Consider the following 12,122-nt stretch of genomic DNA (forward strand, 5'->3'; position numbering starts at 1 on the left):
AATACTTAATTCAAAATGCTTTTTGTGCGTAAAATATTTTGAAGATGTAGCAAATCAAACCACGTGTCCTTCTTTTTAAAAGGCTGACGCAAGAGATATGCAGGGTGAAAAATTGCGGTTGTTGGAACGTTTTGAATGTAAGAATTTGAGTACATATGAAGCTTGCGCCTAAAGCTGGATGTTTGAGCGTTTTTACCAAATAAAGTAGTTAGCGCAACTCCTCCAACCATAACAATAATCTGAGGATTGATTAGCGCAATATGCTTTTCAAGAAATGGTCTGCAGATTTCTACCTCTTCTGCTAAAGGCTGACGGTTATTTGGTGGCCGCCAGAACACAGTGTTTGTAATATAAAAATTCTTGCTTCGAGATAGCCCTATGCTACTTAGCGCGGTATCTAGTAACTTTCCGCTCATACCGCAAAAAGGTATTCCCTGCTCATCCTCAGTTGCACCTGGTGCCTCTCCGATTAGCATAATTCTTGCGTTCGCCTGACCGTCAGCAAATACTAAGTTTTTTGCGCCAAATTTTAATTCACACAACTCAAAATTTTCTAATGCATTCTTAAGCTCTATGAGGCTAGAAGCCGTATCAGCAATACTTCTTGCATAATCTACTTTATCAGTTAAGGACTCTATCTTATTCGAAGCTTTTTCCTGAGCAGGAATTAAAAAATCTATTTCCATTAAATTGTACCATTTAAGTAAATTTTCTTGGTTCATACCGATTCTAACTCTTTTTGTAAAAATTCACGAGCCTTGATTGACAGATGAGGCTTAATGCGCTTATCTATTTTATTGTAATAAGTCTTAATCCAACTAACCTCTTCTTTAGTCAGTATACTTTTATCTATTAACTTACTACAAAATGGCAGCATAGTTAAATCCTCGAATTCTAAAAAATCTGGATTAGAAGATTGTTTTACATATAACAAATTTTCTATCCTAATCCCAAACTCACCTTCTTTATAAAATCCAGGCTCATTTGAAAGTATCATGCCTTCTTTTAACACCACATTGTTAACGGCGCTAATACCACAAGGACCTTCATGCACGCTTAAAAAATTGCCAACTCCATGCCCCGTTGAGTGAGGATAATCTGCAAAGTGCTCCCAAAGATAAATGCGTGCTAAGGAATCTAGGTTTGCACCAGTTACTCCTTTTTTGAACTTGGTTTTAGCAAGATTAATATGACCTTTAAGCACAAGCGTGTAGTATAGCTTCTCTTTTGCAGTTGGCTCTCCTAAGTATATCACTCTGGTCACATCAGTCGTGCCACCATAATAATGCCCCCCTGTATCTATAAGCAATATCCCTTGTTTTTCAATTTTCTTAGACTCATCTTCTAAAGGGCGATAATGGATGATTGATCTATTTTCTTTAAATCCACAAATGGCGTGAAAACTTTCTTTTATGTAGCCATCTTGCTTCTTACGCTCCTCAATTAATTTGCATGATATGTCATACTCACTTATACCAGCTTTAATCCAGGCCAAAACTTCACAAATCGCAACCGCATCTTTAATATGCACGTCTTTTGCATTTTCTATTTCTTCTTGGGTTTTACAAGCTTGATCTAACTTGTAAAAGATATCGTGTTCATAATCTTTGCAGCTGTTTAGAAATTCAAGAGGAATAGTATCTAGATCAAGAGCTATGTTCTCGCGCTTATTTAAATAAGACGAAAGTTTCGTCACAGGTAAGTGTTTAACTTTTAAGCTATTCAAATACTTTAAGACATCAGATGAGAGGTTAGCGTCAGTAAAAAGTATCAGCTGCTTTTTTAATGAAAGCAGATAAGCATTAAACATACCTCTTTGATCATCGGCTTTACTGCGCAAGTTTAATAAGTAGCAAACGCTAGATGTATCCGTAATAAGGTAATTTTTGTTCTTTAGTCTCTTTAACTTATCAATTGCTCTACTGCCAGCATATTTATCAGGATAAACAAACACCTCTTTATCATCTGAAGTTTTTATTTCAATGAGAGCGTCATATTTAACAGCTAAAAGATTTAGCTTTTCAAAATTTGTCAGCTGTTTTTTAGTAAAAAGCATTGGATGATATCCCAGTGTATCTTCTGGTTTTACAAAGTCACTCCAATTAAAATCTTTTAAGCTTGAAATTGGAAAGATAGTAAAAAGATTTTTATCTAGCTGTTTTCCCGCTTGCTCCAAATACCTACCATCAGTAAAAAATAATGCTTTATCCATTAATAGAACAATAATGGCATTAGAACCTGAAAAATTTGTAAGCTTTTGAATGGTAGAGTTGTAATTTTGAAAACCGTCGGTAGTATGAAGTATATAACCCTGAATGCTCCCAGTACGGCAAAATTTTCTAAAACTGTCGATCATAAAAAATATTTATCAAGGGTGAACCGTAAGCCGGATTCTGTAACTATGCTACTCACAAATGGTTATTTTTAGAAATTTTTTAGGCGCAGGCGCGCAGAAAACCGAAGAATACTTTAATAGTATTTGAGGATTTGAGCACGACTGCAACAACAAAAAGATTAAAAAGAACCTTTTGTGAGCAGCATAGGTGCAGTTATTCATCTAGGACAAGTATCACTACTCATCTCAAGCGACCTACCCGCGCGGCCCTTACGTCTTCAAGAGGTAATTAGTAGGAAAATTACTATAATAGCTGCGCCTATTTGGTCTTGCACCTAGTGGGGTTTGCAATGCAAAATCTGTCGCCAGATTCCCGGTGCGCTCTTACCGCACCTTTTCACCCTTACCAAAAAATAAAAAAACTTTATGGCGGTATACTTTCTGTTGCACTTTCCCTCAGAGCTAAAGCCCTGGCTGGCCGTTAACCAGCACTATTTTTCCTTGGTGTCCGGACTTTCCTCAAAACGCGATTGCGCCTTGCAACTGCACATTCACCCTATTTATTATAATAGATGTATAATACAATTAAATCAAGGATAGAGATTTAGTAAGGTTGCTGTCTTTTTTGTAAATAATAGGGAGCTGGACCTTTTCTAATATATTTTCCCTTTTCAAACCTTACTGAACCTGTAACATTATCTGTTAATGTTGGACCTGTAACTCCATTATTTTGAGAGTTTTCGGGGCGATAATCTTTTAAATTAACCGGTTCTGATGTGCATCCGCAAAGACAAAAGCAAAAAATAAAGATCTTTAATAAAGGCATTTTATACAATTTTATAGTTAAATTAACTGCACTTACTGCATGAGTCTAATATCTCATAGAACTCGATATTCATCGTATATATTAGGGTACATTGGTTTAAGGAGGGAAGCAAGAGACAGCTTATCATTGAAAACACAAATTATTGCTTTGCTGCTCCTAAAAGAAAATTCTTGATCCTTAAAATACTAACGTTTTTTGAGACTAATAATTTTGATGGTGATGACCGGATAAAAAGATAAATTACTATGCATTAAGTATTGGACTGATATAAATAGTTAAGTTGTACTATTATTATAATTTAACTTATAGTATATATGACTACTACAATAGGTATAAGTCATTTTAAAGCACATTGTTTAGAAATAATTGACCAATTACAGAAGGATAACAAGGAAATTATTATTACTAAAAGAGACAAACCTGTGGCCAAAGTAATATCATTAAAAACATTAGAAGAAGGTACCAATTCTTTATTTGGTACATTAAAAGACCAAAGCTGAAATTAAATCTGATTTAATAAAAGCGATAGATGAAGAGTGGTCAGCTGAAAATGAGTAATAATATGATAGTTTTAGATACGCATGTTTTACTTTGGGCACTTCTCTCTCCTGAAGAATTGTCGGAGGAGATGAGGGGGGTGATTTCTTCTGTGCAGAAAGAAGGTAAGTTAATTGTTTGCTCTATTTCTCTATGGGAGATAGCAATGCTTAAATTTAAGAAACGTATAAATATTTATCAGCCTGTGAAGGACTTTTTGGCTGCTATAACCAGTGTACCCGGTTTGGTTGTTAAAGATATATCGTCAGAGATAGAAGCTGAAAGTGTTTTGTTAACAAATGAATTTTATGGAGATCCTGCAGATAGAATTATAATAGCAACAACAAAAGTTTATGGGGCTACCTTGATTACGCGTGATCAGAAAATTTTGTCCTGGGCAGAACAGGGGGATATCAGATTTTTGAAGGGTTAATTGATAATATAATGTGTGGTGTTATGGAACATGGGACGAGCTGCCTTGTACACATAGAGAGCCTATAACAAGTTTCTCTTATACTTCTAATATTTCTCCACTAATATATTCTTGTACTGTGTCGAATTTAGGTGGAGAATCAGCATTGTCAGTATCATCCTGGGGGATCAAATTGTAATGATCTAATAGCTCTAAAAAACTAGGAGTTGAATGGGAAGTATTTGTCAGTAATAACGTGGGGCAGGGTATTTTTTTAACACTTACTCCTTCCCGTTTAGCTGTTTCTGATTCTTGATGAGATAAAAATAGATCCAAAATATATAGGTCACCTGTGGAATTAAAGAATTTCTTGGTCGATGCTAGTCTATCCTTATAACCCATAGGTTTTAAACTCCATGTATCATGTTTTATTGGAAGAAAACTACTTTGATCTTGGGGTCTACCAATTCTATTTTTGTTAAATTCACAGATAAATTTCTCCGCTTTAACTTTTGCTCTTTTCTTTAAAAAATTTAAAGTGTCTTGATCAATTTTTATAAAGATATTAGGTTTTAGGTTTGCTACATCTGGATCTGTAGCTTGTATTTTAAATTCATTACGATCATCTTTATAATGCCAAGAAGGTACCTCTGTTCCAAGGATTTGTTTGTTTTTAGATTCTTTGAGGCTTTGATGGTAGTTATGTTCTATTAAAGCGAGCATCTCATAGTCTTCATGGCTTAGAGTCTTACTTATGCTAGGTAGAGAAGTTTCTGTATCATCTATTATTGGAGGCTTTTCTGTGGTTTTTGTTTGGGCATCAGGAGTTAACTTTGTGATTGGCTCAATATTTTGAGAGATTTCTTTTTGCTCTCTAGTTGACTCGTCTAGAAGGGATATAGTTTTGAGGTTAGAAGTTATGGGTTTAAGCTGGCTAACCTTAGAGGCATCTTTTGTTTCAAGCTTTTGAGAAGATGTTTGTGCTGCGCTATCTGTAAATTGGTCTATATCATTTTGCTTTAAAGTTTTTGTGGTTGATCTAATGTAGGAGACTATATCGCTTAAGCTTGCAATAAAATAACTATTTAAGGCAAACCTTTTGTCTTGTAAAATCTCTAAATATTCTTCAGATGGATAGCCTAAAAAAGCTGCTCTTATAGCAGTAGCTTGGTTAATGCTAATTAAATTGCTATAGTAATCCTTTGGCAACTCGACATTTTCAATAAAAGTTTTATTTAACACTCTTAAATATCTAATAGCCTTTTCAAAGCATTTATACTGTTTATCTTGTGGGCTACAAGAAGCATTAAGGCCAATTTGTACCATATGCATACATTGATCTAGGCGCCCATAATCTACTTCTAATTTATTTATCTCTTGGATTACTAAGTCGCTTATAGGTAAAAGATTTAAAGAATTTAATCTCGCTAACATTTTAAAAGAGTGCAAGATATGTGGATCACTTTCTAAATCCCTTAGCAACTCAAACGTTTCAACTTCATTGTGATTATTGGCATGGAAGTAAATTTTGTTTATTTTAAACAAAGTATTCATTGCCTTGAGTAACTGTTTTTCTTTTTTTATCAAGGGTTTTTGTAACAGAGCGTTTGTGTTAGAAATATATTTTGTTAATACATCACTATGAGATTTTCTTAATTCATAACCTTGTTTAAACCATTTAAGTAAACTATGACCTAGAGTTCCTAGAGGCCAGTTGGTTACAAATTTTTCTAGCCACACTTCTTTGTGTTCAAATGGAAGATAATCAATAATACCCACTATGGTATCGCAGCATCTAAATGTATCTTTAGGGTTCGTGAGGCTAGCTTCTAACATGCTTTCAAGGGCTTCTTGGAATTGTACCGTTGTAATATAATAATATCCAATTCCATTTAAAGCGTGAGTTATAACTTCACGATCTGTATTATCTACACTTTCTGTACCATCTTCATTTTTTTTAGATTTAATTTTGTCTATTTGGGCTTTCATGTGATCTGCAAGATTCCGGCATTCTCCAAATTTATTTTGGTCGCGTAGAATTGCAAGAATCCTGACATTCATTTCAAGGTCTGTAGTAAGATCAATATCTCTATCTTTCAGAACATCCTGCAGCTTCAGGAAATCATCTTGGTTAGCTACACTAGTATAAAACATAGCTAAGGAATTTAAGGCAACTTTTTTAGTGCTAATTATTAGTTGCTCAGGTAAACGTTCTATTTCGTTCAAAAGGCTGGAAAGATCATTGCCCTGACCTTTGTATTCAACTACCTCACCTCTTAAAATTTTATCCATGATTTGAGTAATGGGGAGGGAATAAGAGAGAATTATTTCGGTTGCTTTTTGCTGGTATTCATCGGGCATAGCAAAATAAATTTCTTTTTTTTCTACAATTTTTTCTATAAGCTTTTTTACACCTTTGTCTGGTTTGATTTGCTTTAATACATCATTTGAAATATCAATGTTGAGTTTTTCTATAAAAAACTTAAATACTAGCTTAAATTGTAACCCTTTTTTCTGATTTAGCAGGGTGGCAATACAATTTACGCTCATCTCGATTATTTCCCTCATCCGAGCGGATGACATGTCAGGTTTTAAGAAATCGATTATGTAACCTGCTGTTTCTAGAAATTTTGGATCTTCTAAACCAAATGATATAAGATTTAAGAGTGCTTCACCTAATACCCCTTCTATATCGTGCGTTGAAGGATCTAGTTGTATAAAGTATAGATCATCTTGCTGTATCTCATTTACTAAAGGTTCAAGAGTTTTTGAGTCTTGTGCAGTAATGCTTTGTTTGCTATGTTTTGTAGGTTTTTTATGCTTTTTGCCCATAAAATTTATTAGTATTTATTTGTACCTCTCCTATTTCTTTACCCCCCGTAAAACCTAATAAACTATTAAGCAAACTGACCGATATATCTTTGTTGTGTTCAGTACCAAACAGCATTTTAAAAGTCACATCATAGGTAGGATCGCCAAATATTTCTGGCACATCTGGTTCATAGTCTTGTTTCTTTACCTTTTGAGGTGGTTTGTTGGCAGCGATTTTTTGCTCAATAGGTTCATGAATATCTTTACTAGGTTGTCGTGATGAAGGACTTATTATATTGCTATTACTGATTTGATCTTGGTCTCTTTTCATTTTTAATCAAAAATATTCTTTATTTTCAATATTTATTGTACTACAGTTGTTTTATATTTGCAAAAAACGAAAAATTTTTATTATATTATAAAATCAAATCAATAGAGCAAAATTAAAAGATAGGAGTAGTTAATATGGTCGTGTGCCGTAGCGAAGTTATGGGAGAGATGGCAGTAGGTCTGCCTAAGTCGGTCACCAGAAATTGTCTTCAAACCGCCTCAGGCGTCTGTTATTAAGAGTAACGGTCGTGAGTACGTGAAGAAAATCAGCTTAAGCTGGTGAGGTATGAATTAGAAAGACGAACGTAAGTGAACCTGTGATGACGCATCGTAAAGTTGCTAGTACAACATCAAAACCAAGAGCGGACCATACCTTTGGGATAAATGGTTCTGTCGCATCTATTTTGAGCTTTGAATTTTGCTACAGAATTTAGGTTTCTATGCTGCCATTAACATAGCAAAATTCTCGAAAGTAGAAATATTATTATCGGAACCAATAATTTGATTTTTCTGTATCATACGAACATTTTCAATTCCTGTTATATTCACCTCTGCTGAATCAAAGCTTTTAAAGCCCAACATAGGCTTGGCTGGCTTTTTTGATAAATCCGTGGTCCTGTTCCACTACATTATTAAGGTACTTATTTTTTTGTCGGATTTCTGTCTGTTGATCTTCTGGTAGAATATCATGGGTATAGTTAAGTGCTGATATATTGCTGCCACTTTTATCAATAGCAATTTTCTGGATTGTTGTTATTTTTGAATGCTTTAAGAAAGAACGCTTTTGCACCCTCTACATCCCTTTTTCTCTAAGCAAGAATTCAATTGTATTGCCTGATGAATCAACAACTCTATATAAATATACCCAGGCGCCTTTCACCTTTATGTAAGTCTCATCCATTCTTCAACTACTACTGACTGGTTTTTTGCTTCTCCTAAACCGCATATCGATTAGGCTAGCAAACCTGATTACCTGCCTTTGCAATGTAGCATGATCTATCTTTATACCCCGGATGATAGCCATTTCTTCTAAATCACTATAACTAAAAAAAAACTACACTTCATATACACAAATAGCATTATTATTTCTGGAGAAGAACAAAAGCCCTTAAAATATTTGCGTAATTTTGCTGAAATATGGAACGGCATAATTATCTTTTTTCAGCATTATGGCACTATTTTTTTCACGTTCAACAGATGCGACAGAACCAAAACTTTTTAGGTTTTATCGTATTTTTATCTTAGGTTATGCAAGAAGTCTATTGTTAAAGTAATTAACAAAATATTGACTATAATATTTTGATCAAGTATCATTTTCTTAATAAATTAATTATATCTTAATCAATCAATTAAAATGAAAAAAGGGCACTAGAAGACAAAGACGAAACATCTAGCAATAACACTAAAAAACAAAAATCTAGTCAAGCAGATGAAATATTTGAAATTTTAAAGGAAGGCAACTTAGATTCGTTAGAAAAGTTTATTCAAAACAAGACAATCAACTTTAAAGTTACTGACGAAGAAGGTTTTAGTATTTTTGATATTGCCGCAGCTAATAATGAAATATTAGAACTTGTTTTAGACGAATGGCATAAGGGAAAAAACAACCCAGGTTATGCTAGAGATAAAAAAAGTAGTATGTTTTACGTTAAAGCCTTTAAAAAAGCTATTGAAAATCAGCATTTACCATCCGTAGAAAGTTTTTACAGGCATTATGTTCCTAGCCATAAGGTATCTTTTGACTATACGCCTATGAACATCGTTCCAGAGAAGCATTAAAATTTTTAATAAAAGCAAAAATAGTAGCAGAAGATAAGGAGTCTCTTAATTTGGCTCTTAGTTTAGCTGCTAAATATGGGTGCTGTGAACTTATTGCAGAATTAGTTACAAAGGGAGCTGATGCAAATTTCCCAAATAACTCTCAGACTCCATTGCATCTAGCTGCAAAGGAAGGATGTATAAAGACAATTGAAGCTTTATTAGAGGCTAGAGCTAAAGTTGATGTAGAAAATGATCGTCTCCAAACACCTCTGCACTTAGCAGCAGAAAACGGACAGGTAGAAGCGATTGAAGTTCTTGTAAAGAGCAAAGCTAAAGTTAACGCAATGGATAATAACCGACAAAGACCGTTGCACTTAGCAGCAGAAAATGGAAAAATCGATGCTGTCAAAGCCTTAATTAAAGGAGGAGCTAAAATTGGTTCTCTAGAGTATAATGGAAATACGGCTTTACACTTTGCTGCGAAAGGGGGGTATACTGATATAATTAATCTTTTAATTGAAAAGCACCCCAAGATTAATTTAGGAAATAAAGAAGAAAAAACTGCTCTTCACTTAGCCGCAGAAAACGGGCATCTAGAGGCAGTTAATGCTTTGATAGGAATAAAAGTAGTTAATCTAAATTCACGAGATAACATGTCAAGGACTCCATTACATCTGGCGGCGGGAGGTGGCAGCTTGGATGTATTTAAAGCTCTTATAAGCGCTGAAGAAATTGAGCTAAACCCAATAGATGATTCTGGGATGATTCCTTTGCACATGGCAGCCGAAGGTCCTTTAAATAAAACAGATATAATTAAACTTTTAGTTGACAAAACCCCCCAAATTATTAACGCAGTAGATAATAAAGACAGGACAGCATTGCATTTAGCTGCCGACAGGACAGCATTAAATGACGAAGACACAGAAGGTCAAAGCGTGAAATACTTAATTGAAGCTGGTGCTCAAGTAAATTTAAAGGATAAACTAGGTAATACACCTTTGCATTATGCTTCAGAACGACATATCGCTGCAGTCCAAATTCTGCTTAGCAATAATCCTGACATTAATGATAAAAATGAAGATTCTTACACGCCTTTATTCATAGCTGCAAAAAGTAAAAATGTAAATATAGTTCAAGCCTTAATCGATAAAGGGGCAGATGTAAACATACCAGATAGATATCTCCAGAACCCATTACACCTATGCTCCAACGGTGATTACTACGAAAGTGATAAAGACAAAATTGTTGAGATGCTTCTTAAGGCTAAAGCCGATCCCAATGTAAAACATGACGAAGGTTATACACCCTTACATATGGCCGCGAGTGTAGGTAATAATACAGTGGTTAAAATGCTAATTCAAAGGGGAGCTCAAATTGATGCTAAAAATTCAAATTCAGAAACACCTTTATATATAGCGGTAAAAGATAAGAAGTTAAGTACCACCAAAATTCTGCTTGAACGAGACGCTAATCCAGATATAACAAAGGTTAACCAAAATACATTAGAGAAAAAAACTGCACTTGAAGTAGCAATTGAAGTAAGTGATTTTAATGCAGCCAGGTTAATTATTGTTGCCGGGGCCAAAATTACTCCTGATGCTTTTTGTAATTTAAGTATTGATCAAGTGTCTAATAAAGACTTTTATAATCCTCTTGAGACTTTATGTTCAATGATACGCTTATTACATACCTCTTTTGAATTATCAAATTTTGACAAAGCTGCTCAAAACGTATCTCAGTTAAAAGAACATATGTCTCATGAAATAGAGTATGTCTTAGAGAGAGTAAGAAAAAAGATTCAAGAATATATAATTATAAATGACGACAATCAATATGAACCTGTTAATATAGTTAAATATTCACCGCAAAAGTATAGCGACCATAAGCTAGCTACCCAAATTATTATGTCCTTAAAGGAATTGAAGGAGTATATAAGGAATGAGCAAGGACCAGACCAAAGCCTATATGATCTGTATAAAAGATTAATTGACCAATTTGATGAAGAAATTAGAGGGATAAATAAAATAGCAGAAATTACATCTCCCTTTCAGTATCTTAAGCATCAATCTGAAGAAGAAGGTGAAGACGAAGATGCCCTAAGTGATGGACCAATATCAAATATAGTATCTTTTTTAAATATAGGAAATGTAGCTGATTTATTTCAAGCTTCGCCACAAAATCCTTTTGCTATATTTACTAAAAACGCTTTTATAGCTTATAAGAATAACACCATGGTACCTCAAGCAGAAATGATGAAATCTGATTCAAATATATCTGATGATGCAACTAAATTGGCTGGAGGCGGCGCTGCTGAAATAGATGACTCTATAACTTAAAACTATTTATTACAAAAAGTTTATAAATTATTTACTGGTCAGATGTCTTGCAAAAAAGATCCTTTTTGAGATTTCTCATTTCTAGAGTAAAAAATAAGCAAAAATTACCTTTAAAAATACTATTTTTATCTTAAAACTGTCTCTTGCTAAAAAAGACCTAAAAATCTATATTTATGAGTTATGAGAAAAATATAAGGAAAAAAGAACTATGTTAGTAGGTTATGCTAGAGTTTCTACTCAAGAACAAAATTTAGATTTACAAATAAAAGCTTTGCAAGAAGCTGGGTGTAAAAAATATTTACAGAGAAAGCATCTGGTGCAAATCGTGATAGACCAGGATTAAAAAATGCTCTTGAGTATATCGGGTCTCATAATAATGATATATTGGTACTATGGAAGCTTGATAGGCTTGCAAGATCTTTAAGACAATTATTAGATACAGTAGAGCATTTAGACAAGGAAGGTATAGGGTTTAAGTCTATTACTGAAAGCATTGATACTACCAGCTCAGGAGGTGAGTTAACATTTTATATATTTGGCGCTCTAGCTGAATTTGAGCGTCATATTATTAAAGAAAGAACTATGGCTGGATTTAAGGCTGCTAAAGAAATGGGTATGGTAGGGGGGCGACCCTCTTTATTAAATCCTGAAACGTAACTTATGCTAAGGCTTTATTGAAAGATAAAAAGATTACAGTAAAGGAAGCTGCTAAGCATTTTAAAATTAGTCCAGCTACTCTTTGTCAGTACTTACCTGGGTGCGTAGTGCTATCGA

At 34.0% G+C, this 12,122-nt stretch carries 8 protein-coding genes, 1 other RNA gene and 2 pseudogenes; 5 read left to right on the plus strand and 6 right to left on the minus strand.

Annotation, left to right across the window (positions count from 1 at the left end; all coding sequences use genetic code 11):
• Positions 1–5 precede the first annotated feature (5 nt).
• The 3 genes from phytr_RS06160 to rnpB all read right to left on the minus strand — a co-directional run bounded on the left by phytr_RS06160 (position 6) and on the right by rnpB (position 2,894).
• Entirely contained in the window at positions 6–722 is a 717-nt protein-coding gene (locus tag phytr_RS06160) for a uracil-DNA glycosylase (protein ID WP_106874989.1), read from the minus strand.
• Positions 719–2,356 carry an aminopeptidase family protein P gene (locus tag phytr_RS06165; protein WP_106874990.1) on the minus strand — a complete coding sequence of 546 codons (1,638 nt, stop codon included), beginning with the start codon at positions 2,354–2,356 and terminating at the stop codon, positions 719–721. The genes phytr_RS06160 and phytr_RS06165 overlap by 4 nt, the downstream gene beginning before the upstream one ends.
• A gap of 10 nt (positions 2,357–2,366) precedes the next feature.
• Positions 2,367–2,894: RNase P RNA component class A (rnpB, locus tag phytr_RS06170), an RNA gene on the minus strand.
• Between the two features lie 581 nt (positions 2,895–3,475).
• Here rnpB and phytr_RS06180 point away from each other — a divergent pair.
• Together phytr_RS06180 and phytr_RS06185 are read left to right on the plus strand one after the other, a co-directional pair.
• Positions 3,476–3,661, plus strand: a complete 186-nt coding sequence (locus phytr_RS06180) for a type II toxin-antitoxin system Phd/YefM family antitoxin (RefSeq protein ID WP_234352491.1) — start codon at positions 3,476–3,478, stop codon at positions 3,659–3,661.
• Positions 3,662–3,723: 62 nt separating this feature from the next.
• Positions 3,724–4,131 carry a type II toxin-antitoxin system VapC family toxin gene (locus phytr_RS06185; protein ID WP_234352492.1) on the plus strand — a complete coding sequence of 136 codons (408 nt, stop codon included), beginning with the start codon at positions 3,724–3,726 and terminating at the stop codon, positions 4,129–4,131.
• 78 nt (positions 4,132–4,209) lie between these two features.
• Here phytr_RS06185 and phytr_RS06190 read toward each other — a convergent pair whose 3' ends face one another.
• From phytr_RS06190 to phytr_RS06200, 3 genes and pseudogenes are all read right to left on the minus strand, one after another.
• Positions 4,210–6,942, minus strand: a complete 2,733-nt coding sequence (locus phytr_RS06190) for a hypothetical protein (protein WP_106874992.1) — start codon at positions 6,940–6,942, stop codon at positions 4,210–4,212.
• On the minus strand, positions 6,926–7,252 hold the full coding sequence (locus tag phytr_RS06195) for a PD-(D/E)XK nuclease family transposase (protein ID WP_106874993.1): 327 nt from the start codon (positions 7,250–7,252) through the stop codon (positions 6,926–6,928). Before phytr_RS06195 ends, phytr_RS06190 begins: the two co-directional genes overlap by 17 nt.
• A gap of 437 nt (positions 7,253–7,689) precedes the next feature.
• Positions 7,690–8,400 (minus strand): annotated as a pseudogene (locus tag phytr_RS06200) (IS6 family transposase).
• 489 nt (positions 8,401–8,889) lie between these two features.
• Here phytr_RS06200 and phytr_RS06445 point away from each other — a divergent pair.
• The 3 genes and pseudogenes from phytr_RS06445 to phytr_RS06210 all read left to right on the plus strand — a co-directional run bounded on the left by phytr_RS06445 (position 8,890) and on the right by phytr_RS06210 (position 12,005).
• Entirely contained in the window at positions 8,890–9,030 is a 141-nt protein-coding gene (locus phytr_RS06445; protein WP_158706905.1) for a hypothetical protein, read from the plus strand.
• Between the two features lie 20 nt (positions 9,031–9,050).
• The gene (locus tag phytr_RS06205) at positions 9,051–11,348 is read left to right on the plus strand and encodes an ankyrin repeat domain-containing protein (RefSeq protein WP_338140608.1); all 2,298 of its coding nucleotides are present in this window, start codon (positions 9,051–9,053) and stop codon (positions 11,346–11,348) included.
• Between the two features lie 208 nt (positions 11,349–11,556).
• A pseudogene (locus phytr_RS06210) lies at positions 11,557–12,005 on the plus strand (recombinase family protein).
• The last annotated feature ends 117 nt before the right edge of the window (positions 12,006–12,122 follow it).

The sequence above is a fragment of the Candidatus Phycorickettsia trachydisci genome (assembly GCF_003015145.1).
In the GTDB taxonomy this organism is placed as follows: Bacteria; Pseudomonadota; Alphaproteobacteria; order Rickettsiales; family Rickettsiaceae; genus Phycorickettsia; species Phycorickettsia trachydisci.

Bases quoted from the DNA above. Each gene is read 5' to 3' on its own strand.
- phytr_RS06160 (WP_106874989.1), bottom strand. From the start codon at position 722: ATGAACCAAGAAAATTTACTTAAATGGTACAATTTAATGGAAATAGAT.
- phytr_RS06445 (WP_158706905.1), top strand. From the start codon at position 8,890: ATGTTTTACGTTAAAGCCTTTAAAAAAGCTATTGAAAATCAGCATTTA.
- phytr_RS06190 (WP_106874992.1), bottom strand. From the start codon at position 6,942: ATGGGCAAAAAGCATAAAAAACCTACAAAACATAGCAAACAAAGCATT.
- phytr_RS06195 (WP_106874993.1), bottom strand. From the start codon at position 7,252: ATGAAAAGAGACCAAGATCAAATCAGTAATAGCAATATAATAAGTCCT.
- phytr_RS06185 (WP_234352492.1), top strand. From the start codon at position 3,724: ATGATAGTTTTAGATACGCATGTTTTACTTTGGGCACTTCTCTCTCCT.
- phytr_RS06180 (WP_234352491.1), top strand. From the start codon at position 3,476: ATGACTACTACAATAGGTATAAGTCATTTTAAAGCACATTGTTTAGAA.
- phytr_RS06165 (WP_106874990.1), bottom strand. From the start codon at position 2,356: ATGATCGACAGTTTTAGAAAATTTTGCCGTACTGGGAGCATTCAGGGT.